The organism is Halobellus sp. MBLA0158, assembly GCF_041477585.1.
GTDB lineage: Archaea > Halobacteriota > Halobacteria > Halobacteriales > Haloferacaceae > Haloquadratum > Haloquadratum rubicundus.
In genome coordinates this window covers 2,675,465-2,701,154 of the sequence record NZ_JBGNYA010000001.1, presented here as the reverse complement: position 1 = coordinate 2,701,154, position 25,690 = coordinate 2,675,465, and the positions used below count along the sequence as shown (strand labels likewise).

At 60.9% G+C, this 25,690-nt stretch carries 22 protein-coding genes, 3 tRNA genes and 1 pseudogene; 12 read left to right on the top strand and 14 right to left on the bottom strand.

Features of this window, described 5'->3' with window-relative positions:
* Nucleotides 1-302 precede the first annotated feature (302 nt).
* The 12 genes from OS889_RS13605 to OS889_RS13550 all read right to left on the bottom strand — a co-directional run bounded on the left by OS889_RS13605 (nt 303) and on the right by OS889_RS13550 (nt 9,875).
* A complete protein-coding gene (locus OS889_RS13605; RefSeq protein ID WP_372390612.1) occupies nt 303-1,022 on the bottom strand; it encodes a ParB/RepB/Spo0J family partition protein in 720 nt (239 codons plus the stop codon).
* Entirely contained in the window at nt 1,015-2,886 is a 1,872-nt protein-coding gene (locus OS889_RS13600) for a DNA cytosine methyltransferase (RefSeq protein WP_372390610.1), read from the bottom strand. The genes OS889_RS13605 and OS889_RS13600 overlap by 8 nt, the downstream gene beginning before the upstream one ends.
* Nucleotides 2,883-3,473, bottom strand: coding sequence for a GNAT family N-acetyltransferase (locus OS889_RS13595; protein WP_372390608.1), 591 nt, complete (start codon nt 3,471-3,473; stop codon nt 2,883-2,885). The genes OS889_RS13600 and OS889_RS13595 overlap by 4 nt, the downstream gene beginning before the upstream one ends.
* Complete coding sequence (locus tag OS889_RS13590) at nt 3,466-4,128, bottom strand: hypothetical protein (protein WP_372390606.1); 663 nt, start codon at nt 4,126-4,128, stop codon at nt 3,466-3,468. Before OS889_RS13590 ends, OS889_RS13595 begins: the two co-directional genes overlap by 8 nt.
* Nucleotides 4,125-4,970 carry a DNA adenine methylase gene (locus OS889_RS13585; RefSeq protein ID WP_372390604.1) on the bottom strand — a complete coding sequence of 282 codons (846 nt, stop codon included), beginning with the start codon at nt 4,968-4,970 and terminating at the stop codon, nt 4,125-4,127. Before OS889_RS13585 ends, OS889_RS13590 begins: the two co-directional genes overlap by 4 nt.
* Nucleotides 4,971-5,570 carry a hypothetical protein gene (locus OS889_RS13580; protein WP_372390602.1) on the bottom strand — a complete coding sequence of 200 codons (600 nt, stop codon included), beginning with the start codon at nt 5,568-5,570 and terminating at the stop codon, nt 4,971-4,973.
* Entirely contained in the window at nt 5,563-5,985 is a 423-nt protein-coding gene (locus OS889_RS13575; protein ID WP_372390600.1) for a hypothetical protein, read from the bottom strand. Before OS889_RS13575 ends, OS889_RS13580 begins: the two co-directional genes overlap by 8 nt.
* Before the next feature lies 1 nt (nt 5,986).
* Nucleotides 5,987-8,128 (bottom strand): minichromosome maintenance protein MCM, encoded by a 2,142-nt coding sequence (locus OS889_RS13570; protein ID WP_372390598.1) that lies wholly within the window; start codon nt 8,126-8,128, stop codon nt 5,987-5,989.
* A gap of 179 nt (nt 8,129-8,307) precedes the next feature.
* Complete coding sequence (locus OS889_RS13565; RefSeq protein WP_372390596.1) at nt 8,308-8,826, bottom strand: hypothetical protein; 519 nt, start codon at nt 8,824-8,826, stop codon at nt 8,308-8,310.
* Complete coding sequence (locus tag OS889_RS13560; RefSeq protein WP_372390594.1) at nt 8,819-9,043, bottom strand: hypothetical protein; 225 nt, start codon at nt 9,041-9,043, stop codon at nt 8,819-8,821. Before OS889_RS13560 ends, OS889_RS13565 begins: the two co-directional genes overlap by 8 nt.
* 93 nt (nt 9,044-9,136) lie before the next feature.
* Nucleotides 9,137-9,210: transfer RNA gene (locus OS889_RS13555), tRNA-Thr, on the bottom strand.
* 14 nt (nt 9,211-9,224) lie between these two features.
* Complete coding sequence (locus OS889_RS13550; RefSeq protein ID WP_372390592.1) at nt 9,225-9,875, bottom strand: GNAT family N-acetyltransferase; 651 nt, start codon at nt 9,873-9,875, stop codon at nt 9,225-9,227.
* A 111-nt stretch (nt 9,876-9,986) separates the two neighbouring features.
* Between OS889_RS13550 and OS889_RS13545 the strand changes: the two genes are divergently transcribed.
* The 6 genes from OS889_RS13545 (at nt 9,987) to OS889_RS13520 (ending at nt 15,635) form a co-directional block, all read left to right on the top strand.
* Nucleotides 9,987-10,550 carry a DNA-3-methyladenine glycosylase family protein gene (locus OS889_RS13545; RefSeq protein ID WP_372390590.1) on the top strand — a complete coding sequence of 188 codons (564 nt, stop codon included), beginning with the start codon at nt 9,987-9,989 and terminating at the stop codon, nt 10,548-10,550.
* Nucleotides 10,551-10,691: 141 nt separating this feature from the next.
* Complete coding sequence (locus OS889_RS13540; RefSeq protein ID WP_372390588.1) at nt 10,692-12,671, top strand: 3-hydroxyacyl-CoA dehydrogenase/enoyl-CoA hydratase family protein; 1,980 nt, start codon at nt 10,692-10,694, stop codon at nt 12,669-12,671.
* A gap of 106 nt (nt 12,672-12,777) precedes the next feature.
* Nucleotides 12,778-12,852: transfer RNA gene (locus OS889_RS13535), tRNA-Glu, on the top strand.
* 150 nt (nt 12,853-13,002) lie between these two features.
* Nucleotides 13,003-14,109, top strand: a complete 1,107-nt coding sequence (locus OS889_RS13530) for a tyrosine-type recombinase/integrase (RefSeq protein WP_372390586.1) — start codon at nt 13,003-13,005, stop codon at nt 14,107-14,109.
* A 3-nt stretch (nt 14,110-14,112) separates the two neighbouring features.
* The gene (locus OS889_RS13525) at nt 14,113-14,535 is read left to right on the top strand and encodes a hypothetical protein (protein ID WP_372390584.1); all 423 of its coding nucleotides are present in this window, start codon (nt 14,113-14,115) and stop codon (nt 14,533-14,535) included.
* A 509-nt stretch (nt 14,536-15,044) separates the two neighbouring features.
* The gene (locus OS889_RS13520) at nt 15,045-15,635 is read left to right on the top strand and encodes a hypothetical protein (RefSeq protein WP_372390582.1); all 591 of its coding nucleotides are present in this window, start codon (nt 15,045-15,047) and stop codon (nt 15,633-15,635) included.
* Between the two features lie 10 nt (nt 15,636-15,645).
* Here OS889_RS13520 and OS889_RS13515 read toward each other — a convergent pair whose 3' ends face one another.
* On the bottom strand, nt 15,646-16,176 hold the full coding sequence (locus OS889_RS13515; RefSeq protein WP_372390580.1) for a hypothetical protein: 531 nt from the start codon (nt 16,174-16,176) through the stop codon (nt 15,646-15,648).
* A 169-nt stretch (nt 16,177-16,345) separates the two neighbouring features.
* Between OS889_RS13515 and OS889_RS13510 the strand changes: the two genes are divergently transcribed.
* Nucleotides 16,346-16,570, top strand: a complete 225-nt coding sequence (locus OS889_RS13510; RefSeq protein WP_372390578.1) for a hypothetical protein — start codon at nt 16,346-16,348, stop codon at nt 16,568-16,570.
* A 742-nt stretch (nt 16,571-17,312) separates the two neighbouring features.
* Here OS889_RS13510 and OS889_RS13505 read toward each other — a convergent pair.
* The gene (locus OS889_RS13505; RefSeq protein WP_372390576.1) at nt 17,313-17,942 is read right to left on the bottom strand and encodes a hypothetical protein; all 630 of its coding nucleotides are present in this window, start codon (nt 17,940-17,942) and stop codon (nt 17,313-17,315) included.
* Between the two features lie 303 nt (nt 17,943-18,245).
* Here OS889_RS13505 and OS889_RS13500 point away from each other — a divergent pair, with 303 nt between their 5' ends.
* The 5 genes and pseudogenes from OS889_RS13500 to OS889_RS13480 all read left to right on the top strand — a co-directional run bounded on the left by OS889_RS13500 (nt 18,246) and on the right by OS889_RS13480 (nt 25,637).
* Nucleotides 18,246-22,169 carry an Eco57I restriction-modification methylase domain-containing protein gene (locus tag OS889_RS13500; protein WP_372390574.1) on the top strand — a complete coding sequence of 1,308 codons (3,924 nt, stop codon included), beginning with the start codon at nt 18,246-18,248 and terminating at the stop codon, nt 22,167-22,169.
* Nucleotides 22,170-22,297: 128 nt separating this feature from the next.
* Nucleotides 22,298-23,050 carry a hypothetical protein gene (locus OS889_RS13495; protein WP_372390572.1) on the top strand — a complete coding sequence of 251 codons (753 nt, stop codon included), beginning with the start codon at nt 22,298-22,300 and terminating at the stop codon, nt 23,048-23,050.
* Between the two features lie 16 nt (nt 23,051-23,066).
* Nucleotides 23,067-23,297, top strand: a pseudogene (locus tag OS889_RS13490) (DUF7983 family protein); the annotation flags it as partial.
* Between the two features lie 246 nt (nt 23,298-23,543).
* Nucleotides 23,544-23,612: transfer RNA gene (locus OS889_RS13485), tRNA-Glu, on the top strand.
* A gap of 333 nt (nt 23,613-23,945) precedes the next feature.
* Nucleotides 23,946-25,637, top strand: coding sequence for a methyl-accepting chemotaxis protein (locus tag OS889_RS13480; RefSeq protein WP_372390570.1), 1,692 nt, complete (start codon nt 23,946-23,948; stop codon nt 25,635-25,637).
* The last annotated feature ends 53 nt before the right edge of the window (nt 25,638-25,690 follow it).

Sequence of the window (25,690 nt, the reverse complement as noted above, 5' to 3'; positions counted from 1 at the left end):
TATAGGGAGAAAAGTGCCACGAGCCTGGCGGTTATCGCCGACGCAGGGTAGGGGGTCAGACCTGGAGACGGTGCCGGGGTGCGTTTGGGTTGCGTGGCCCCGGCGTGTACGTTCTTACGATACCGCGCTCCCGCAAGCGCTCGATCGCTTCGCGTACCGTCCGCTCGGCAAGTCCTGTGTGCGCTGCGACTTGTGATGTTGTCAACGGACGGTCGGTGTTGTCGAGGGCGATGTAGACGAGGAGCGATGCAGGCGGGGCTCCGTGGAGTCGCTCAGGGACAAGCGGCGTGTCGCTGTCGGCATCAGTCATCGGCGTGGGCTGTCCCTCCCGTGTGGTCGGCGATGATGTCGGTCGCGACGTGGGCCCCGAGTCGGTCGCGGAGGCGCTGTTCGGCGAGGCGCCGCTGGCGGCCCGTGTACTCGTCGAGATGCCGGTTCGCCCAGGCGCGGGCGGCCTCAACATCGCCGAGCTGGTAGATCGCCCAGACTGGGATCTCATCAAGGCCGGCGACTGCCGCGGCCCACGTGCGCTTGTGACCATTGAGGAGTTCGAGATCGAGCGGGTCGTGGGAGCGCACACGAACCAGTGGTGGCCCTGGTGGCTCACCCGCCTCGGCGATGTCGTCGATGAACGCGCGGTTTGCCTCGGCGTCGAACGACCGGGCGTGGTACGGCGACGGCCGGATCGCCTCGATCGGCACGGTGGGTGTGTCAACGCGCCCCGTGGTTTCGAGTCGAGATGCCGGGAACGCGTAGTGGTTGATGTCGCGGACGAACAGGTCGTCCAAGAGCAGCGGCCGGCCACCGGAATACAGCGGGAAGTGCTCTTCGTAGGCCGGCCGGTGGAGGACCACGACGACCGGGTCGCCGGCCGGGTACGTGGGGTTGTCCGCGGCGACGGTGCCGCGGCCCTGGACGTGCCACTCGTCGGCGGTAGTACTCGGTGTGTTGATCACGATCGCCTCCGAGCCGTGTTCGCGGTCCTCGACGATCGCCCCGAGTGATGGTGTCTCGTCAGTCATCGGTCGCGCTCACCTCCTCGTAGGACGGGATGTCGGCGTCCGGATCGTCAGCCAGCCCGCCGCCGTAAGTCGCGAGGCTCGGATCCTCGGCAGTCAGCACGTGCTTGCACAGCGCTTTCGCGAGCCCGACCGGAACCGCGTTACCGATTTGCTTGGTCCGGTCGGTCTTGGTGCCGACGAGCTCGTAGTCCGCTGGGAAGCCCTGCGCCTGCTTGAGTTCGGCGGGCTGGAGCATCCGATAGCGGATATCGATACCCCACGGCCACAGCTCGGGAATCACCAAGGCAAACCGGTCGCGACTCGTGATCGTGCCGAGCGGCTCGTCGAGGGCCTTCGGCGGGCCCTCGTAGTCGTCGAGGAACGGCTGGACGAGCGGCGTCGTGACCGCGGCCGGACTCTTCGAGGCTGTGACCGTCATCAGCGGCCGGTCGACCGCGCGGGTCCGTGGGCGTTGGCCCTCGCGGCCGTTGTACAGCGGGCAGAGATACGGCGCTGCGAGCGCGAAGACGCCGCCGCGCTCGGTCGCGATCGTCGGCATCGGCTCGTCGAGGTCCAGCGTCGCGCCGCCGTGGGAGTAGCGGATCAGCGACGGGCAGACGATTTTCGCCCGCGGGTCCGCCGTGATCGTGTGGATCGGCCGGGCGGCCGCCGGATATAGCGGGTTGCTGTGGAGCCCTCGATGCCGGCCGTTCTTCGGCTCGATGAGTGGCACCGTCTCGGTCGTCACGATCGCGTGGCCGCCTCGCGTCGCGATCGTCGGGACCGGTGATTCGCGGATGTCGACTGGGTGAGCGCCGTCCTGCTGGCGGAGCAGGTGTGTCGTCGCCGTTCCGAGGGCGAAGTGGTTCCCGTTCGCGTGGATCGTGTGCAACGGCGTCGCGACGTCCTGCGACGGGCTGTTTTTCTTGTGCTTCTGGATCCACGGCGTCGCCGTCGTGGCACCTCCGACCGGCACCAGGAACGGCTCGTCGACGGCATCGGCGACGGTCGCGGCGTGGTGTGCCGGGACGACGCGCTCCGATCTGAGCTGTCGAATCTCCTCACGCCCCAGCGTTTCGAGGACGTCAGCGAACGGATCCAGGGCGTCGCCGCAGTGCCGGCGGAGGCCCTCCGCAATCCGTTGCATCGTGGAGTGCTTCGGGGGCGTCTTGCGGCCGTCGTCGAGGTCGCGCGTCCAGATCGAGCCGCCGAGATCCGACCAGTCGATAATCTCCGCGGCCGTCCGGTAGTCCGGGAGCTCTTCGCGCTCGTCGCTGTGAGTTGGCTCGGGGAACGTGACACGGCCGTGCTTGCGCCCGATGATGAAGAACCGCTGACGCGAGGTCGGGTCGCCGTAGTCGGCGGCGACGAGTTCGGTCCAGTCGACGGCATACCCGAGCTGGTTGAGCGCGTTCACCCACGCATCGAAGATCGAGCCGTCGCGCACGGGCTGGCCCTCGTCGTCGACCGGGCCCCAGTCCTGGATCTCAGGCACGTTCTCGATGATGAACGCGTCGACGCGGAGCTTTTCGAGCCAGTCGAGGATCTGCCACGGGCTCATCCGCTTTTGTTCGGAGACGGGTTTGCCGCCGCGGGCTCGCGAGAAGTGCGTGCATTCGGGCCCGCCGACGAGTAGGTCGATGTCCGGGTCAGCCTCACCGGCGAGTTCCTCGGCGACGTTCGGCGGGTGGAGTTGCTCGATCTTCGAGTGGTACTGGTGGGCGTCGGGGTGGTTCGCCTCGTGGGTCTGGACAGCGGGCTCCCAGTGGTTGATCGCCGCCAGTTCGACGTCGACGCCGAGGTCCGTACTGGCCTGCTGGAGGCCCTCGCTGAAGCCGCCGGCGCCGCAGAACAAATCAACGCCGTAGATCGTGTCGTCGCTCATTGGTCTCGCCTCCAGACACTCGCATCACAGCGGCACTCGGCCTCGCAATCCGGACAGTCGGTGTGGCCGTGTGTTTTCAGGTAGTACTCTTCGATCGTCGCGACCCGCTCGAAGCCGAACTTCGCGAAGAGTGCGCGGCTGTCGTGGTGGGTCTCGCGGTGCCAGGCCGTCCCGATCACCGTTTCGGCGTCCGTGGTCGCGAGCCACTGCAGCCGGCACTTCACGAGCTCCGTCCCGATGCCCTGGCCCTCGTAGTCCGCGTCGACGACTAAGATGTGGAGGATTCCGGTCGGATCCGGAACGTCGAGATCGAGGGCGTCGCCGACGTAGTTGTTCGCATACTCGGCGGAGCCGACAGCCGCAATTCCGAATCCGACGACCTGGGTGCGGTCGACCGCGACGAAGCCCTGCGTGACGTAGTCGGTGTCGATGCGGGCGTTGTACAGCCACTTGTCGGCCTTCTCGTCATCGCACTCGAAGCGTTCACTCCAGAGACGTTTCGCCGCATCAGTGTGACACTCTTCGAGCGGGATGATCAGCGGCTCCGGCGTGGCCTGGGCACCGGCGCCGATGTGGTCGTTACTCATCGTCGCCCTCCAGATCGACGGAGAACGTCAGTGACTCCTCGCCCTGCGGCTTGATTGACACGCGGTCCGGAGCGAGTTCCGGGTTCTTCGGGTCGCGGAACTCGTCGGCGGGACCGAAGTCCGATTCGTCGATTAGCCCGTAGTAGGCATCGAGGCCACCACTGCCCGACTCGAAGTGCTGGATTGTCGAGCGCGGCGTCCGGAACACCACCTGGGACGTGAACGACCGGAGTGCGGGCGGGATCCACAGCCCCGACTCGGTGACGTGGAGCTCGTCCGGGAGAAGGTCCGAGGCCGGGATGTCGTCTGTGACCGCCGCGACGGCCTGGCGGATCCGGTCGAGATCGAAGTCGACCCCGTCGGGATTGAGGTCGGCCAGCGACAGCGCGTCCAGCTCGCCTGTGATGAGGATCAGCTTCTCGGGGTCATCGTGGATCGTCCACGGGTCCCGTTGGCGGCCGTGGGTCCCGCAGAACTCGCCGGCGGCTTTCATCCGTGAGACGGGGGCGCGGCACCGCTTTCGGGAGCCGACGGCGATGGCTGGACAGCGGCCGTTCGGGTAGCTCCGCCCCGCGGTTTCACTTGCATCGTCGGTGTGGTCGTCGTGGTCGTCGGGCTGTTCGACACCGCCGCCGAAGTCGGTGAGGTCGCTCATCGGTTGCCTCCCGTGGTAAGACGCGACTGTCTCGCTGGGACGAACTCCGGCTCCTCGTCAGGATCGAAGTTCATCGCGAGCGTTTCCGTGGCTTCGCTCCGCTCGTCGTCGTAGGACATCGAGTACATCGCTCTGTATGTCTCAACGGTCGTCGCGAGGTCCTCCAGCCCGGGCGGGAGTTCACCATAGGACACGATCCAGCACCCGTCGCGATCGCGGAGTTCGTCGACGAAGCGTTCGTGATCGAAGTCGCCGCCGACGCGGTAGTGGTCGCGATCGCTGTTCGTCTGGTAGTACGGTGGATCCAGGTAGAACAGCGTGTCCGGGTGGTCGTAGCGGTCGAGCACGTCCTGGTACGGCTGGCACTCGATCGTGACTTCCTGGAGTCGCGCGGCGATCGTGTCGAGATCGTCGATGCTCCCGCGGAACGAGCGGGCTTCGTTGCGCTTCCCGCCCGTCTTGAATCCGTTGCGGCGGTCCAGCGAGCCGTTGAATTGCGAGAACCGAAGGTAGAACCACTTTCCCGCTCTTTCGACGTCATCGCTGGGACGGTAGCCGTCGTAGAACTCGCTGACCCACTTCTCGTACACCGACCGGGAGTACGGGACGTTCGACAGCCACGCTTCGAGCTCGTCGCGACGATCGCGAAGGACCTCGAAAAAGTGGACCACGTCATCGTCGAGGTCATTGTAGACCTCGATGTAGCTCGTCGGCTTGTTCAGCAGTACAGCCGCCGAGCCGCCGAACGGCTCGACGTACCGGCGGTGGTCCGGGAAGTACTTGAGGATCTCCTGGTGGTACGTTGTTTTCCCGCCCGGGTAAGGGAACGCTGAAAGCGCCATCTACGGCTCACCCCCATCCGACTGATCCAGATCGTCGATCGGCACGCGCTTCGGGTACACACGACCGTCCGAACACCGCGGACACGGCTTGTTGTCGCCGTGCATACAGCTGCCCTTCGCGTGGCAGAGGTCGTCGACGCAGTTGATGATGAAGCCCTTCCCGTGACAGTTGGGACACGTCCCGCCCTCGCAGACGCAGTACGGCGCCGGCTGTTCACACGATACGCAGGCGAGGAGTTCGTTCTCGACGAGTTCAACCTCGTAGATCACGCCCTCCGTGACGTCGCCGTGGACTTCGCGGATCGCCTCCAGCCACGCGTCCGGCGTGCCGAAGCCACTCCACTTCGCCAGCGTTTCGAAGGTGAAGTACGGCAAATCCTCCGTATCGTGGAGGTCCGTTTCGCACACCCGGCGAACGATGACGTCGGCTTTCTTCTCGCCGGTGCGCTCCCAGCGGGCGTGTGTCTCGCCGGTCGTCCGCTCGCCGGTACGGAACGTCGCGACGAGGCCCTCCGAGAGCAGTTGATCGCGGGCGGTCTCGTGGCCGAAGATGATCGGCCCGACGTGGTCGGTGCTGACGGTGGTCTGGGTTTCAGTCATCGCTGCCCTCCCGAATCGCCTGCAGGTGTTGGTTCGCCCAGCCGATCACGTCCTGATTCTGATCGTGCTCGGGGCGCGAGGCTTCCCTCTCGATCACGGCCTGGAGCGCGTCGACGTCCTCGGGCGTGTAGATCGGCATCGTTGCGTCGGGGAGTTCATCGACGCCGTCGGGGGTGAGCCCGTAGCGGAGTTGACCCTCGCCATCCTTCCATCGGATCACGGCGTCGTTCTCGCGCGCCGCCTTCAGTGCCGAGCGGGCCTCCGAGCGGCTCAGTGCGAATTCACCGAGTTTCGTCCACAGTGCGTGCGAGGCGTACATCGGCCGACGCCCGTGGCCCGTATTCTTGTGGATCACGCCGAGGACACGCCGGTAGTGGCGTTTCGAGCCCTCGGGCGGGAGTGCGCTATCGGACATTCTACCGCCTCCCGAGCCACTTGACCGACTCGCCCATCTTCGGTTCGATCACCCAGCCGCGATCCTTCATCTGCTGGATCTCCTCGTCGACGGTGTCCTGATCGATGTCGTGCTCGGCAGCCTCCTCGTAGAGCTCGTCGAAGGCAACGGCCTCGCCCTCGTCACCGAGCCCGCGGATGAGCTTCTCCAGCGTCTTCTTGCGGTCCTGCTGTGTTTTGGAGGTGCCCGTCTCGACGACGTCCGCATCCAGTTCTCCCTCTTCGTTCTTCCCGATATCCTGCATCGACTGGCCGGCGAGCTCGGTCGCGATCTCAAAGTGACGTGACTCGATCGTCTCGGAGAACTCGAACTTCGCGGCAGCCTCAGCGATCCGCAGGACGGCTTCCCAGGATCGCCACGTCACCGGCACTGGGTCGTCGGCGTCGTATCCGTTTGCGCCCCGCAGCGTGACGAAGCGCTCGCGGGCTTCTTCGAGAGCGTCTTCGTCTTCGATCGGCGCCGGCGCTCGTGAGGCGAGAGCGACCCACTTCCGCAGGAGGCCACCGTCATCAGCCTCCAACTCATCGGTCGTCAGTCGGGCAGGCGATTCGTTAATGGCGTCCGTATCCACGGCCGACGATGCTCCATCGCGCATCGCGAGCTTCCCCTGGCGCCGATGGCTGGCGATGTGGGCTGCGATCTCCTCGTCTTCGTCCGGGTCGGGCTCATCGACGAATGTGAACAGCAGATCAAACCGACTCATCAGGGCCGAGCCGAACACGAACTGTTCGGAGACGGGTTCGTAGCGATCGAAGCGGCCGTGCTTCGGGTTGGCCGCTGCGATCACACCCACGCGCGTCTGCAGTTTCGTGTTGATTCCCGCCTTCGAGACGGCGATCGACTGTTTGCTCATCGGCTCCAGCATCGCCGCGCGCTTCTCTGCGTCGAGGTCATCGAGCTCCTCGACACAGACCATCCCACCGTTTGCTTTGGCGAACGCGCCGGGCTTGAGCGTCCACTCGGCCTCACCGAAATCCTCGCGGACGGCGCTGGCAGTCATCCCGGCCTTGCCCGTGTTCGAGGCCGAGACCGCGGCCGCCCGTGGGGCGACGCGTTCGACGGCGTCGACGAGTTCGGACTTGCCCGTTGAGGGGTCGCCGACGAGCAGCATATGGATGTCGCCGCGGTCAGTAGAGCCGTCGTCGTACTGGACGTGGACGCCGCCGACGAGCTGGAGGATGGCCGCCTTCTTGACGTGATCGTACCCTCGGATCTTCGGGACCAAGGCCTCGGCAGCCAGGGCAAGCGGGTCACCCTCTTCACCCTCGGCAAGCGCGTGGATCCGATCGCGCTCTTCGGCTGTGATGTCGAGATCCTCCGACGAGGATTCCTCGAACTCCACGGCACGAGCGTCGAGATAGGTCGTGAACTTCGCCGAATCCTCGTCCGTCTGGCGGAGATGGAGTGTCCCGTAGAAGATGACCTCGTCGCCCGTGTCCGCGCGGCCGGCGAGATCTTCCTCGACGAAGACGTCGATCGTCGCGCCCTCGCCGCCAGCGACCGACGGTGGCTCCTGGATCCGCAGCGTCTGGGCGTCGACGAAGGCCGACTGATCGAAGTCGATTAGGAACGGGCCCTTCCGCTCACAGCCTTGGCACTCGTGAGGTTCCTGGTAGCCGTCATCCTGCAGGATGTAGGTCATCGTCCCGCAGCGCTGGCACTCGAAGGCGGCGTCGGTGATCTTGGGGTAGACATCGGTCGCCATCGCGACCTCGCCGCGGATCCCGACGTACTCGCCCGGCATATCACTCGGGCTGTAGCCGCCGGGGTAGTACACGCGATCATCCGGGAGCTCGATGAGGCGCGCCTCCACAGCTGGCGCGTCGTCACGATTGAGAGCGACGTCCGCCGGGAGATCGACCTCAAGCAGGGCCTCGTCAGCGAGCGGGTGGGTCTCGTCTGGCTTCGTGAGCCAGTCTTCTGCGAGCCCCCGGTCGAATGCAAACAGGTCGCCATAGTCGACGTGGATCGCCCGCTGTTCCGATGGGTACCGCTGGGCGAGCCGCCCCACCTCGTCGTGGTAGTAGCGCCGGTAAAACCGGGCAAACTGTGCGATCGGGTTGTCCGTGGCCAGGGAATCTGCCCCGGCGTGGGTGTCGTGCATCGTCTCGTTTTTCGCCGCGAATAAGACGATCTGGTGGCCGTCAGCCCGCCGATACCGACGCCGAGACGACGCCGGAGACGACGTACCCACGGCTACCGAACCGTTGCTTACAGCCCTCAACACAACCGAATTTTACCCTAATTCAATCGGAGGTGGTTTTCCACCGAGATGAGACACGGTTAGCGCACCCCCGATTCGGAGCGCGTCTTATTCGCGGCGAAAGACTGCCGGTGGCGTTTCGCCAGATCCGCGTCGACGGCGAGGTGGATCGTCCCGTCGTCGGGGTCGCGGTAGCGAAAACCGACGGCGCCGTCGTGGATGTCGCGCTGGCTGTTCTCGTCGGTACCGGCGGCGAGACGCAGGAGGTCGTAGCAGTGCCCACGCGAGGGCTCGCCGTCGAATACGGACCACTTGATATCATCCCAGACGAGCCGCGCGCGACCGTTCGTCGCGTCGTCAGCCTTCTCGAAGGCGTGCTCGCGGACCATCCCGATCTTCTCGTCGCGCGTGAGTTGGTCGTAGGGACGGTCGGTGCTGTACTCGGAGGTCCGCAACCGGAGCGCGGTCAACTCCTCGACGGTCCCCTCGTGCTCGGCGCGCAGCTCCTCAAGTTCGCCTTCGAGATCGTTGACCTTCGCGAGCGCGCGCTGAGCGACCTGGAGGGCGTCCTCCGCGGTGACGTCGGCGCCGTCAGTCACCGGTAGTCACCTCCTGGTCGCCGTCGATCTCGTCGCGCGCGACCAGCCACTCCACGACGTCGTACCCGTTGATGTGCGCGCCACAGACCGTCCGCCGGCCGTATTCGGGATGCCTGATCACCGCGACAGCGTCGTCGGTGCAGCTGAGACAGCCGCAACCTTTCGTCACCTCGACACCAACGTCCCCATCGCCCCGGAGTGGGCGGTCGGGGTTCATCAGGCCGTCACCTCCCGAGAACTCGGAGAAGTGCTCAGTGACGGCGCCGGCGCGACAGTGTCACGCCGATAGATGTGTAAACAATTTGTTACGAGCCAGGGGTGGGATTTGAACCCACGAAGTCTCGATTACAAGTCGAGTGCATGAACCGCCCATGCTCCCCTGGCGCGGGCGGACCTACTCAGTCCTCCTTTGAGTGTGTGTCGTTTTCCTCGGCGGCCGGATTCGGAGACGGGGGCGGGGCCGAGCCCGCGTCCGAATCCGATTCCGAGTCGGACGCCCGACTGTCGGTGTCGGTTTCGCCGTCCGGGTCGGCTCCCTCGGCTCCGACCGCCTTCTCGAATTGGATCCGGTGCGGCGCGTACCCCCGCTCCCGGTAGAACGCGCGAGCGCGCTCGTTCGCCGCCATCGCCTCCAGGGAGACCACCGTCGCGCCGGCCGACTCCAGGGCGGACTCGGCGACGTCCATCAGTTCGGCGCCGATCCCCTCGCCCCGGTACGCGGGGCGGACGTAGACGTTGCGGACGACGCCGCGCGTCACGTCCTGTTCGTAGGCACCCTCCTCGGGGCCGAACGTGACGAAGCCGACGATCTCGCCGTCGCGGCGCGCCACCTGCACACCGCCGGTGACGGCATGCCGCGCCAGCGTGTCGCGGACGGTCGCCCGGTTCGCCTCGGGCAGGAGATGCGAGTCGTGGGCGCGCTGGCCGGTCGCGAGCGCGATCCACAGATCGACCAGCGCATCGACTTCGGAGACGTCGGGGCGCTCGATCGCGACCGTCGGCTCGCGGTCGTCCCTGCCGGACCCCTCCGATCCGTCCGGTTCGCCCATAGACGCCGCGTTCGCCCGGGAGACGGATATATCGTCGGATCCGTCCCCTTCCGCTCTCTCCCCCGCCGGCGAGCGACGACGCTTTCACCGCGGCCGCCTCACGTTCGGCCGATGGATCCGGTACGCTCCGATCCGAAACTGGGATCGCTCGTCGACCGCCACGGCGACCTGCCGATCGGCACGGCCGACGACGAGTTCGAGCGCCTCGTGGTCGCGATCGTGAACCAACAACTCTCGACCGACTCCGCGGCGGCGATCCGCGAGCGCCTGTTCGACCGCGTCGAAGTGACTCCCAGCGGCGTGCTCGGCGCCGACGAGGCGACCCTCCGAGACGTCGGCCTCTCCCGACAGAAGATCGAGTACGTCCGCAACGTCGCCGAGGCGTTCCGCGAGCGCGACCTGACGCGCGAAGGGCTCGCCGACGCCGACGACGAGGCGGTGATCGCGACACTGACCGAGATCCGCGGGGTCGGGACCTGGACCGCGAAGATGTACCTCATCTTCGTGCTCGGCCGTCCCGACGTCTTCCCCGTCGAGGACCTCGGTATCCGCGCGGGGATGGCCGAACTCTACGGCTTCGCGGACGGCGACCGCACGGCGATGGTCGACCACGCCGAGCGGTGGCGGCCGTACCGGAGCTACGCGAGTCGATACCTCTGGCGCGCGGTCGATTGATACTGAGTGCGGTCACTGTCACCGCCGAGTCCCACTTCCGTCGACGACGTTCGGCAAGCAGAACGGAGAGAAATAAACGCCTCTCACGTTTCTTTTCCGAGTCAAAGAAACGTTGAAACGCGACGCCGCCCACGACGACGTATGGAGATCGAAGACGTCAACGTCATCACGGTTCTCGGCGCGGGCAGTATGGGCCACGGAATCGCGGAGGTCGCCGCCCTCGCGGGGTTCGAGGTCCGCCTCCGCGACATCGAATCCGAGCTCGTCGACGACGGGATCGAGAGCATCGAGTGGTCCCTCGACAAACTCACAGAGCAGGGCCAGATCGAGCGGGCGGACGCCGACGCGGCGCTCGATCGGGTCTCGGGCCACGTCGACCTCGCGGCCGCCGTCGACGACGCGGACGTCGTCATCGAGGCCGTCCCGGAGAAGATGGCGATCAAGAAGGACGTCTACGACGACCTCGAAGCCGCCGCGCCCGACCGGACGGTCTTCGCGACGAACACCTCCAGCCTCTCTGTCACCGAACTCGCCGCGGTGACAGAGCGCCCCGAGCGCTTCTGCGGGATGCACTTTTTCAATCCGCCCGTCCGGATGGAGCTCGTCGAGGTCATCGCCGGCGACGCGACCGACGAGTCGACCCTGGAACTGATCGAGGACCTCGCGGTCGAGATGGGCAAGACCCCCGTCCGGGTCCGCAAGGACAGCCCGGGCTTCATCGTCAATCGCATCCTGGTGCCGCTGATGAACGAGGCCGCGTGGCTCGTCGAGACCGACGAGGCCACCGTCGCCGAGGTCGACTCGACGGCGAAGTACGGGCTCGGCCTGCCGATGGGCGCCTTCGAGCTCGCAGACCAGGTCGGGATCGACGTCGGCTACCACGTCCTCGACTATATGCACGAGGAACTCGGCGAGCGCTACCGCCCGGCGCCCGTGCTCGAATCGAAGGTCGAGGCCGGCGACCTCGGCAAGAAGACGGGCGCGGGCTTCTACGACTACGCCGACGGCGATGGCGCGCAGGTGCCGTCCGACCAGACCCGCGACGACGTCGCCGACCGCCTGCTCGCCGTGCTCGCGAACGAGGTCGCGGGGCTCGTGAGCGAGGGCGTCGCCGACCCCGAGGCCATCGACACCGCGGTCAAGCTCGGCGGCCGGTGGTCCGACGGCCCCGCGAAGATGGTCGACGAGGCGGGGCTCGGCGACCTGCTCGACGTGCTCGACGCCCGCTACGAGGCGACCGGCGCCGAGCGCTACGAGCCCGTCTCGTACCTGCGCGAGCTCGCTGACGCGGGCGAGCGGTTCCACGCGGGCGGCGACGGCGACGCCGACGACGGATACGACTACGAGACGCTGACGGTGGAGGTCCGCGAGCGCGTCGGCCACGTCCGGCTGGACCGGCCCCACCGGATGAACACGATCACCGGAGAACTCCTCGACGACCTCGCGGACGTCGTCGAGCGCTTCGAGGCCGACGACGCGGTCCGAGCGATTCTCGTCACCGGCGCCGGCGACCGCGCCTTTTCGGCGGGCGCGGACATCCAATCGATGGCCGGCGGCGTCGGCGACGTCAACACCGCCGCGGACCTCTCCCGGAAGGGCCAAGAGACGATGGGGCGGCTCGAATCCGCGGAGCTTCCGGTCGTCGCCGGCATCGACGGCTACTGCCTCGGCGGCGGGATGGAACTCGCGATGGGTGCGGACCTCAGAATCGCCTCCGAGCGCTCGGAGTTCGGCCAGCCCGAATACGACCTCGGCTTGCTCCCCGGCTGGGGCGGCACCGTTCGGCTGCCGCGGATCGTCGGGATGGGCCGCGCCAAGGAGATCATCTTCACCGCCGACCGCTACGACGCCGAGACGATGGTCGAGTACGGCTTCGTCACCGAGGCCGTTCCGAACGCCGAGTTCGAAGAGCGCGCCTTCGAGCTGGCGCGGGACCTCGCCGCCGGGCCGCCGATCGCCCAGCGGTACACAAAGCGCGCGATGCACCGCGGCTGGGACGACGTCGACGCCGGGCTCGACGTCGAGGCGCAGTCGTTCGGGCTGCTCTTCGACACCGACGATCTGATGACGGGGATGACCGCGTTTATGGGCGATCACGAGCCCGAATTCGAGGGGAAATGAGAGCGCGGAGGTGAACGCGCCCACCCCCGAGACGTGCGCGAAACCGTGCCGTACCGCTTCCGTAACGGAATATTTAAACAGGTCTGACCGCGACGTAGTGATGCGGGCTCGGTTGGTGTAGTCCGGCCAATCATCTTGGCCTTTCGAGCCGAGGACCAGGGTTCAAATCCCTGACCGAGCATAAGAGGCCTTCTACCGTCTGAATTCAGCCGTGGTGGAGAAAACCGATGAATCCACCAAAAGCCAAGTCGATTCGATTGAACCGTTACCCCCGCGCAGTCGTGCGATTCGGGGATCTGTCAGGCTTAAAACTGTTTGAGGGGGTTTTCTGATGGGATTTGAACCCCAAGATTTCCCCGTAACCACCCGACACAGTCGAGGTGTCCTCAGCGAGAAGGAACTCATCGACTATCGGAACCACCGCGCGGAGTTCATCCGCTGGCTCATCTACCTCGGGAAAGATCCGGAGATGGCCGAAGGGTACAGTCGGGACACGATCACCAACACCGCGTACCGGACCGATCAGTTCTGCCGGTGGGCGTGGGAGCAAGAAGGCGGCTACACGCTGACGCTCACACACGAACACGCGGATGAGTATATGAAGGAACTGCTCTACACCGACGACTCTGCGACCCACAAGGCGAACACGCAGAAGGCGATCAAGCGGTACTACAAATGGCTCGCGCACGAGAAGAACGCCGACGAGTGGGAGTCCGAGCGGTCCTTCAGCAACTCCAGTAGCGGCGGCCCCCGCGAATACCTCACCATCGAGGAGCGAAAGAAGATCCGCGAGGCCGCGCTACAGTACGGTTCGATCCCACACTACAGTAGCCTCTCTCCCGAGGAGCGTACCCGGTGGAAGGCTCACCTCGCACAGCGGTTCGGGAAGCCGAAGGCCGAGGTCACGCCCGATGATTGGGAGCGCGCTAACGGCTGGAAGTTCACCTCGTTAGTCTGGACGAGTCTCGATGCCGGGCTTCGACCCATCGAGGTCGAACGCGCGAAGGTATCGTGGGTTGACGTGGAGAACGGCGTACTCCGAATCCCGAAAGAAGACTCAGCGAAGAACGAGGGGAATTGGGTAGTCGGGCTTACCGACCGAACCGCTGACGGACTGCAACGGTGGCTCGATGAACGCGAGCAGTACGACCGATACGATGGACGCGAGGAACTGTGGCTCACCCGAGAGGGGAACCCGTATCAGTCACACAGCCTTCGCCGTCTCCTCGTGAAGCTCTGCGATGAGGCAGGGATACCGACCGAGAATCGTAAGATGAGCTGGTACGCGTGCCGTCATTCCGTGGGCACCGCGATGACGCACGAGCGAGATCTCGCCGCGACGAAGGCCCAACTCCGACACAAGAGCGAGCAAACAACGATGCAGTACGACAACGTCCCGGTGGAACACCGACAGGAAGCACTCGAACGGATGGGATAACGAATGGACGAAAACCACTTCCCATCCGGCACGCCCCTCATCGCCGCGCTCATCGACTTGCACCGGGAGACTGACGACGAGGAGATCCGCGACCTCATCGAGGTGGAGATCCTCACGGAAGGACTCGGGCTTGTCTCCGTGGCTATCCCCGAGGAGAAACCCGTTCCTGATGCGCCCGTAGAGGAACTCCTTGATCTCCACGACACGTTCTCCCGACGAAGCAAGACAGTCGGTCGGTACATCCGTCTCCGCATCTTCGAGGAGTTGGGCGCGTTTGAGGAGATCGAGATGGAGTGCGATGAGGCGGCGAGCTTTGCAGTCTCGGAACTAACCGACGACCAGTTGCGGTATCTCCAGTCCGTCGAGGAGAGTGGGATTCAGACGCTTGTCGAGAACGAATTTACCGAGCGTAATCTGAATGGATAATCCCCGGTAGCGATCCTGATTATCGTCTATCTTCTCTATTGCTGGATGAAAGCGGATTGGAAGATTTTGGTAGCTATGAGGTTCGGATGACAATATTAGGCCGGCAGGAAGTGGCAATTACATTTAATTACCTGAATAATCAGATTTTGGATTATGGCTCTTGAGTGAATTTAGGCCCACTTAAACACAGACCCAACAACCATTATGTAATTATTAGTAACCCACCATTTTTAAGTTTAGAGAATATACCATAGGGTAGGCCAAGGTAAGTATGTCCTACTCTCAGGAAAGTGGAATTGATTCGAACCTGTGCCAGCAGGTTCGCACAATCCCTTCCGACAGGAGTCTGAACCTTCGTGACGACAGCCGACAATTCGTAGGGTTCGATGTAAATCTTACTGCCGGAAGGTGCAGTACTCAGAAGTCGGCCCCTTCCATCCGTGAGCTTCCGCGATCTCGTCAACGATTACAAATCACGACACCAGACAGAGGATAGTATTAACGATCAGGTGGCAGTCCTCGCCGCCCATCACTGGGTTAAGACTCGCTCTGAAGGACCTTACCTCACCCAAAGAGACATTGGTAAGGCAATTGATGAGATGGGGATAGACCTATCCTGTAATCTCGAAACCAGTGTTGGGAATACCGATGAAGATCCAGTTATCGAGAGCTTTGTGCCTGATGATGGCCCTGATTGGTACATCATCCGACAACGTGACGATGAGTTTGTAATGGGTGATGACTTCGCTCCTGCGGTTCAAGATGAGTGTGAACGGGCTATTAGCCATATAGATGCGATGGATGGTACGTCCAGCGGAGATGGTACTGCAGTTGCCGATGGCCCTCCACCGACAAATGAAGACGGGGAGACTCTCCGAGAAGTAATCGCAGAAGCAGTTGACGAAGAGCCAAAAGAACTGGAAGAGTACATCCGCCGAGGACGAGCGAGAGAGCGTAGATCGAAACTCAACGAGGTAGTGGATGCGGTAGAGGAAAGTGAATTTGACAAGCCGGATTCTTACGACAAAATTGAATTGAGGCCAAACGCTCGGAGATACCACCTTTCCGATCACGGAATCTCCGAATATAGCCTCGCGTAAAACGAGCGGTCTACTCGGGGAGCATCTTCTCCCCACTTATAAAGCACCGAAAGCACGGAAAATCACCCGAGAGTTCTGCACAGTCACACTCTTCGCGTTCGTCTCCGATGACGCTCGCGCCGTCCTCGCGTGATTCCTCGGAGATCGCCCCACCATCGGCTCGGAGCTTGTCCTTCAACGTGTGCGAGGTAGTCTTGCGGCCCTCAACCCCCGGAGTCGGGAGGTCAACAGCGGCTCGTAGAACGAGAGGTCCACCAATAGTCGCGAGAGCGACTTTGTGCTTGCAGTCATACTCCTCGTTGTACATATCCGCCGGGCACTCACACTCTGCCGGAACGAGTAGCCCGTCGCGATCCTCGGCACCAACGAGGTAACTGTGTTCGTCTTTCTCACACCCGTAACTCGCGTTCGTCACTCTGACGAGGTGAGGCGCTTCAATCGAGAACTCCCACGCCTCCCACGTAACCCGCTTCGCTGTTTTCGCGCCGTAGTTTAGTTGCTCAGCGATGCGCTTATCAGCCGTCGTCGTGCTATCTTCCATTGGCGTTCTAACTCCATAGAAGGCCATCGTCCGGCGGTGCAACGCCGGGCGTTTTCACGGAACTACGCCCCAAGGGACGGCGACCTTCTCGACTTTTCCTACGCAGGAAGATGACTTATAATTTCCTATGTGGGAAAGATCTAATACACGTCGTCTCCTTCTCGCGTATATGGGCGATGAGGCGAGCGATGGACGAGAGAAGTATCCCGATGAGGCTTTCCTCGAAGCTGTCCGCGAGCAACAGCCGGCGTCAACGCAGGAGGTCGCGGAAGCAGTCGGATGTACACGGCGCAACGCAGATTACCGTCTCCGTCGGCTACGCGATGAGGGCGACGTGGACGCAAAGATGGTTGGGAACTCTCTGGTGTGGTTCCCGAGTGAGCGGTCATCGTGAGAGGTCGGCTCATCGGGAGTGAGATACTCGTACCGATTCCAAGACACAGAGCTACAACCTAATTTGGAGTGCGATGAGGCGGGGGTGTAACAGGATAACGCCGATTTCGATTCTCAGAGATCTACCGGCTGTAGTTCAAGCACCGGCTCATCGCGCTGAACCTCGGCGGATTAGTTCACAGTAGTACAGCACTTCGTCGCGCGCCCGCCCCGGTTAGCACACGGTCGGGCGAACGCGCGCGGGTATTCAGTAAGTCGCCGCGAGAAATTTTCTCTGAGAGGTGGGAATTGAGGGTAGCTTAAGCGGCAGAACTCAGGAGAGAAAGAATTAGACGGGACAGGCAGTATGAATGGAGGTAATCAATTTTAATCGGAGAATTATATCTCCGAGATCTCTTACCGGAGAATACGGCGGATTAGTTCTTGTGGATTTATATACTGTTTCAGTACGATGTAGTTCAAGAAGTAACCCACCGAGTTTTAGTCCTCTCTTTTGATCTCTGTTCCAAACGTGGCGTCATCGCATTTAACCTCAGAGAATTGACCTCGCGGTTTAGCTCTCGATTTTACTCAACGTGGATTAGTTCTCGCTTCTAAGTCACTTACCCACTAACCACCCCTCATCGCATTTAACCTCGGAGATCCATTCCTTCGAGAATCGGGAGGGATGCTCACTCGCCGTTCGCAACCCGCCTCACTCTATGGAATGGTAACGGGTATATATACCCCCTCCTCCCCCTCCTTCATTTCCTCCAGAACTGAGCATCGTACATCTCGTACTTGTCCATATTCTCGCTCGCCGGTTCGTCTTCTCCGATTGACCACGAGCGAATCCGGTAACTCACCTTTCCATACACTTTGGGGAACCGTCGTTTCAACTCGGCGGGGAGTGTCTCGTAGTACCGCAGAAATTCGGGAGGCCACTCGTGTTTCGAATTTGGGTCTCCCCTACGCTCATCACGCTCGTCGCACTCAACGATATACATACACACAGCGAAACCAACCACTCGTAGATCTTGACCGATCTTGTCAAAGTTTAGCCATCGGAACCATCTCTCTGCTTCGATCTTCTCTGACTCCGTCAACTCAAGGACGTTACTGAAGGCGCGGCTCAGGTGCTGATTTGATTGGTACGTCTGGAACCGTTTGTTCCCCCGCTTCTTGCCATTCTGATAGCCTCGATGTTGGGCGTCTTGGTGCTTCCAGTAGAGACGTTTACGAGTTCTACGCCAGTCGGAATCACTCTCGAACTCCTCGGTTTGCTCTACGTCTCTCGGATCAAACCAAGTAGCGTAATTCGTGTCTGCATTCTCCAATCCCGCGTAAGGATGACCAGATTCGTTGCTTACCGCTGGTTCTGTTTGTAGTGCCATTATTGTCAGATGCGGAGAAGCTTCACTTGAGTCCTATCGGGAGAATAATCACTACCCGAAGTTGGAACTACAAACGAAACCGCTCAGCAAAATCTCCTCACTCTATCAGACGCGGTACAGTATCATATAGATACCGATAATCCGGAGACAGCGTGGACATTAGTTCGGGGTAATTCCAAAAATAGAGAGTGGTCTTCCACAGTCGAACCCCGGAGTTGTGTCTCCAACTCTATGCTAAGAAGCGATGGTTTCGGAAAGGTTACTCACCTATCTTTTTGATGCGTGCTTTCATCGAAGGTCGTAATGGCAGACTCCTCCGCTCTCCACGACTCCCTTCATTCGATTGCCCAACAAACGGACGGAGATATGAGCGAGCGCGATGTGGAGAACCTATTCCTCGAATACGGGTTCTATGACGCGCTCGACTACGAGGGAACGGGAACAGATCTCCGGAGTGAGTTCACTCTCCCCGATGACCGCCGTCCCGACTACATCACGCTCGACTCCAACGAAGCCGTGACAGCGGTCTACGAGTTCAAGACGACCGGACGCGATTTGCCGCCCCACGAATCGCAGTTATTCCACTATATGGATTACCTCCGGGCAGAATACGGGGTCTTGACGAACGGAGAGGAACTGCGTCTCTATCAGCGTGGTGAGGACCGTCCGCTCATCGTACTGTCGATGGGAGCTGTCACCGAGAGTGAAGCCCGCGATCTCGTAAGCGCACTCCAAAAGCGGGAGTTCGATCTCACGAACCCAGAGGACGTGAATCAGTTCCTCGAAGATCTCGATCCCATCCCACTCGACGCACAAGCGGCACTCGGACAGGAACACTTCTTCGACACCTTCCGCCTCGAAGAGGGTAGTCCGTTCGCTGACCTCGTGACGGGGATGATGGACCTCCTCGAAGAACTCCGCGATGATCGAGAGGCGAAGTTCGTGAAGGGAGCCTACGACTTCTGGGAGGCGACCTACGCGAGCGAACCCGACGAGGTTCCGAACTCGTGGGAGCCGTTCATCGACGGGAATCAGTCCCTTCGGGACTTTATGTTCTGTCTCGAAAGCGGCCACGCCCTCCTCGCGCGTCTACTCCTCGCCAAAGCCACGGAGGACCACGACTTCTTCGCCGACACCGGCTACGAAGGGATGGACGAGTACTTCCGAGGATTGCAGGGGTTCGGACAAAGCATCAATCTCGATGCGTTCCCCGTCGCGGCGGATAACCTCATCGACGATATGCAGGAGCAGTTGGTCGAAGGGCTGTTCCAAGACGACATTTTCGTGTGGTGGACCGACGGATACAAGGAGGAGATCTCTCGGCACCACGAGACGGGAGCGAGTCAGTTCAGGGCCGTAGCCCGAGGCCGCGGCGATGAAGGTGGAATCACCCGAATCAGCGAAGCGACACGCAACCGATTCAGCCGCGCCGTCGCCGAGCTGTTCTTCAACGTTCTCCGGTTCGACTTCGCCGACGTAGAAGGCGACCTTCTCGGGGATCTCTATCAGCGGTACTTCGATCCGGAGACGCGGAAGGCACTCGGGGAGTTCTACACCCCTCAGCCGGTTATCGACTACATTATGGACGGCGTCGGGTACGAACGCGGCGTCTCGAACCAGCGCCTCATCGACCCGGCCTGTGGGTCCGGAACATTCCTTGTCGAAGCTGTCGAGCGGTATCTGACGGACGTAGAACGTTACGAGGACGACCCGGACTGGAAGGAACACCTCCAAGACCTCTGTACGCGACCTCGGATAGTCGGCCTCGATGTTCACCCGTTTGCCGTCCTGATGGCACAGATTCGCTTCGTCGTCGCGATTCTCCCGGCGTACCGCAAAGCGAAAAAGAGCCATCCCAATTACACCATCCGCCGGCTCCCGATCTATCGGACAGATACCCTCCGAAACGAGCGCGAACTGACCGGGGCAGATCTCGGTGAGGATGGCTCACGACAGATGACGTTCGACGCGATGACCGAAGACGAGCAGGACGTTCGGATTCCTGTTCCCCTTCCCGTAGAGGTTGACGAGGACGAAGCCGCCGAAACGGAAGACGGGTTCCTCGTCCGTCGTGTTCGGATGCCGCTGTTCGACACGATACAGTTAGAGACGGGTGTGGGGAACTTCGGGGAGTATTTCGCGGCTCTCCAAGGCGTGCTGGACACGGTAAAGGACCATATGGCCCTCGCGGAGGAGTTCGGCGACGACTTCGACTGGACGTACCAGAGCGGCCTCGCGGAACGGATCAACTACCACACGGAGCGGGAATACTCCGGTGTGGAGGAGTTCTTCGCACCCTACGTGGACGATATGCTCGAAAACGTTCGCTACCTCAAGGAGGAACACAACGACGGGCGACTGTTCAAGATGTTCGAGGACACGGTGCTGGCCCTCGTGGTGAAGAATTATATGGAGTACGACTACGTCGTGGGCAACCCTCCCTACGTCCGTATCCAAAATCTCCCGGATAGTCAGAAGCGGATGATGAACCAATTGTACGAGTCCACAACCGGGAACTACGATATTTACGGCCCGTTCTATGAGCGTGGTCTTGAGTGGTTATCTGAGGATACGGGAAAACTCGGGTATATCACTCCGAATCAGTTTATGACTACGGACTACGGCGAGGGGCTTCGACGTGTGTTGTTGCGTGAAAGCCGAATCAACGAGGTGTACGACTTCCGCGACTCGGGTGTCTTCGAGGATGCGAAGAATTACCCGGCTATCGTCATCCTTGAAGACGAACCGGACGCGAACGAGCGAAAAGAGAATGAAATCCGGTGTGTGCGTGTGAAGGGTGATACGAAAGAACCCACGAACCGGAGCCTCGATACAGCAATTCTCGAATCAGTCCGTCAGCACCGTGACGACCCCGGATATGAAGACGAGTTCATCAACGTTTTCGATCATCCACAGGGTGACTTGGATGACGGATATTGGGCGCTGATGCCGCCGGAGGAACTGAATATCATTCACAAGATGGACGAGGCAAGTGACGCGAGTGTGGGGGATGTGACGGACTCGGTTTTTGCTGGAACACAGACCAGCGCGAACGACGTGTTCCTCGTCACGCCGATTGATGCCGACCGAATTTCTGCCGACGATACAGGTAGCACGGTCACAGTTGTTCCGAAAGGAGAGAGCCGAGAGTACGAGGTTGAAACAGATACGCTACGACCGTGGTTACAGGGTCGTGACATTAACCGATGGCGTGGGGATTGGTCTGGAGAACACGCAATCGTTCCGTACACGCTCGACCGAGACGACGACGGGAATCTCACCTCGAATCTAATCAGTCAGAAGAGGTTGGAGAATGAGTTACCCTTGACGTGGTCGTATCTGACGGAGCATCGGGATACATTAGAAAGCCGCGAGGGAGGGCGGTTTGAAAATCGGGGAGACTGGTACGGATTCGGGTATCCCAAGAGTATGACGCGATTTGAAGACCCGAAACTCATCTGCCCTGAAATCGCGGCAGAAGCGACGTTTATGCTGGACGAGGTCGGGACTTGGTTCTTCAAGGCCGCATACGGTGTGCAACTCGAAGATGAGTTCAAGAGCCGGACAGATACGTTCGCCGCGCTCTTGAACTCCAATGCGTTGGACTTCTACCTCAAGCATTACACGGCGCTGAAGGTCGATGGATACTACAAGTACACCACGAACTATCTCACTCCTCTTCCGATTACGTGGGGCGACGACGAAGACCGAGATGAGATTCGAGAGTCCGTATCTGCAATCACTACAGCGTTAGATACAGATGCCAAAACTGAGCGATTTCCTGAAGCGTATCTCGGGAACTACAGCGGTGAACTCGATTACATCACCTACGAATGGCAGACACGCCGGTATCCAGTCAATGCCGAAGTACAGGGCGACGTAGAGGGCGACTTCACGGTGCAGGCAGGCCGGTCGGACGTAATCAACGACCCGGCGATGTACTCCGACGACCGCGAAGCCCGGAAGCGCCGCGCCGAGTACGTTCACGCCGCCGTAGATGGCCGCAAAGTCAAGAGCGGCGAAGAAATGACCATTCCCATCCCCCGAAGCGACGACGGCGTAGAAGAACTGCTGAGCCGTCTCGATGATGATTGCGATGAGGTGGCGGCTACTAATACCGAGGTACTGGAGGAAATGGTAAATGAAGTCGTCTATGATATGTTCGGGATTACGGCTGAGGAACAGGATGTGATTGAGGACTTCTTAGAGACGTTCCGAGTGTACTGAGTCGCCGAGCCGTGGGACAAGTACGAGTTGGTGGACTACGTCAATACGGTCTGACTACGCCGCCTCATCACATTATAACTCCTCCACCCGGACTTCTTTATAATCTGCTACTCAGAAACAACTGATAGATGGGGAGAAGACTTCCAAGTCGTTCAAAATTAATCAATTCACTCCTACTCGGGGGAGTTCTGTTAGCGGGAATAGTATTCACGTATCTATTGATTACCGTGGCGTCCGACAGCGAGTTTGTATCATCTGTTGGTGTTGGTGTAAATGCTATTCTCACAATTCTCCTAATAATCATATATTATCGGCAGAACAAGATTATCGAGGGACAAATGGAGGTTCAGAAAGAACAGACCCGCTTGGCAAAATCTCGCTATACTCCATACCTTGTCGGCCCTTTTGATTTTCGATATAATTTGTCGGATTCCGAGGCGAGACTGAAACTTGCGAATAGTGGAGAAGGCGTTGCTCAAAATTTAACGCTATATGTAGAAGCAGAAGCACGCGGTGACGATCACGATTTTCAGATTCATACTTATGAAAACCCGATGAAACGTTCCGGGGACAATTCAGGGGATATTAGCATCCTTCATCCCAACGAAGGACGGGTTGAATTTAGATGTAGCCCGTGGGTCGGTCTATCAGAAGGAGATACTCCACCCGGATACGAATCTCTTGATACTATGATTGCACACCTAATTGAGGAAGGGGTAAGTTCATTCAGATTAGGCTTTTACGTACGATATAAAGATCGATTTGGAAATGAGGAAGACCCATTAGGTCGAGAATACGAGGTATTCGTCTTCGAAACAAGAACGGCTCACAGTATAGATGTGGATGATGTTTTTGATTCAATTAGTGAAACTTCTCCATAACAAGTGAACTAAGCCCTCAGAATTCAGCGAGAGCGACGTGTACGGGATCGAGGAGAGCGAATACGTTCGGAAGGCTGAGGTAGACGAGGAAAGCAAAGAGACGCGCCTCCAAGGGCTGAAAGACCAACTGGCTTCGACCAACGAGGATACCGAGGAGTTACAGGAGGAGGTCGAGAATTTGGAACGGCGGATTGACGATCTCACGAGCTTCGATACGGGTCGGTCGTTCCGTGAAAGTGAGTCCTAACGAGATTTCTGTCTTTCCCCGGCCTCATCGCAATCTGATTCAGTATAATCAACCCTCGGGCATTCAGTACCGTATATTCCTTATATTATCATAATTGAGGTACTACTCATATCTTGTATGCTTGAGCGTACGTTGGCTAACCGCCAAGATAGTGGGTTTTATATACCTTCGACTTGTTTAACCTAATGACCACGGCTGATAAGAAGTCGATTTCGGACGGTTCGGGCTACTGAGTGTGCGAAACTCGTGGTGTAGTCCGGCCAATCATCTTGGCCTTTCGAGCCGAGGACCAGGGTTCAAATCCCTGACCGAGCATCTCAGATTTTTCTACTGTCCCGTTCCGGCTGTGGCACCGAACGTAGTGAATCCACCACGAGTCAGGTCAACCTAGATCTATCTGGACTATACCTGATGGGAGAGCCACCCCCAGCGAACACTCCAACCACAGTAGAAGAGTCTCGCAGGAACGAACATCGAGCGACGTTGGTGATATAAAATTAGATAATTAAATGCTGCGTGACAAAACGCACTCTTTACGCCGACAATGACTATATTAGGCAATATACAGAACTAATACCCGATGCGAATATCAGATATGAAAACACGAGCGCGGTATTTTAATAGGGGAATTATGAATCTATCGGCCGTATGAACGTGTTTTCGCTGATCGGGGGTTCGAGCCTTCTGGGAGTGAAGTCCGAGGGCGTCGGCAACGCAGGGAAACAGTCCGAATCGCCGGCCGGGGCCGGAAAAAGCGGCGACGTCGGCAGAGCCGATAGCTTCGACGTCGGGTTTCACGCGATTCTCAATCACATCGACACGCCCATCTTCGTCCTGGACGCCGACGGCGACGTCGTCCACTGGAACCGCGCCCTCGAACAGCTGACCGGCGAGAGCCAGGACGACGCGCGGCGGCTCGCCCGCGAACACGGCTGTTCCGGTCCGGCGTTCTACCACGACGGCCGGCGGTCGAAGACGCTCGCGGACAAGGTCGTCGACGCGCCCGAGACGACGGACGAGGCGTACGGCGTGCCCCGGATCGACGACGTGGGCTACACGCTCTACGCCGACGAGAGCGTGATGAAGGACGCCGACGGGAAGGACCGTCACATCGAGTTCAGCGCGGCCCCCGTCTACGACGACGACGGTGACCTGGAGGCCGTCGTCGAGATGATCCACGACCGGACCGAAGACGCCCTGGAGCAGGAGGAACTCCGGGAGCTCGTCGGCGAGCTCCAGTCGACGATGGGCGCGATCGAGAACGGCAACCTCGACGCTCGGGCCTCCGTGGGCGAAGCGGAGTTCGTCAGCGACGACCTGCTCGAAGTCACCGACAGCCTCAACGAGATGGCGTCCGAGCTGGAGGGGATGATCGAGGAGATCGCCTCCGTCGCCGACGAGCTGGCCTCGACCAGCGAGGAACTGAGCGGCACGAGCGAGGAGGTCACCGCCTCCATCCAGGAGATCGAAGCGTCCAGCAGCGAGATCGTGAACGGGACCGAGGACCTCGCGGAGAAGGCAGAGCGGGCCAGCGCGAACATCTCCAACCTCTCGGCGTCGGTCGAGGAGGTCAGCGCCTCGGCCGACGAGGTCAACGACCAGTCCCAGCGGGCGGCGTCGCTGACCTCGGAGGGCGTCGAGGAGGCGACGACCGCGATAGCGCAGATACAGAACGCGGTGGAGGCCGCCGACCGGATCGAAGACGACATCGACGCGCTGGAGGCACAGATGGACGAGATCGGCGAGATCTCCGAGCTCATCTCCGACATCACCGACGAGACGAACCTCCTGGCGCTGAACGCCAACATCGAGGCCGCACGCGTCAGTTCGAACGGGAACGGCGACGGCGACGGGTTCGCCGTCGTCGCCGACGAGATCAAGTCGCTGGCCGAAGAGTCCCAAGAGCGGACCGAAGAGATCACGGCGATCATCGAAGAGACACAGGAGCGGACGACGACCGTCGCCGACCGGATCGACGAGACGACCTCGGAGATCACAGACGGCGCCGAGGCGGTCGAGGCGGTCGTCGAGACGCTCGACGACATCGACGAGGCGGTGGATCGGGCCAGCGACGGCGTGAACGAGATCAGCGAGGCGGTCCAGTCACAGGCCACCGAAGCCGAGGAAGTGAGCGTCGTCGTCGAGGACACCTCCGCGATGTCGGAGGAGATCGCCAGTTCGATAAACCAGATTTCGGCCGGCGTCGAACAGCAGTCGTCGGCGATAGAGGAGGTCTCGGAGATGGCCCAACAGGTGAGCCACTCCGGACGGGAACTCCACGAACAGGTGGCGCGGTTCGACACGGAGCGAGCGTCTGGCACCGGCGCCAGCGCCGATTGAGCGCAACCTGAATCGAACGCGGGCGGCGGCTCGGACGGATCACCGCCGCTGTC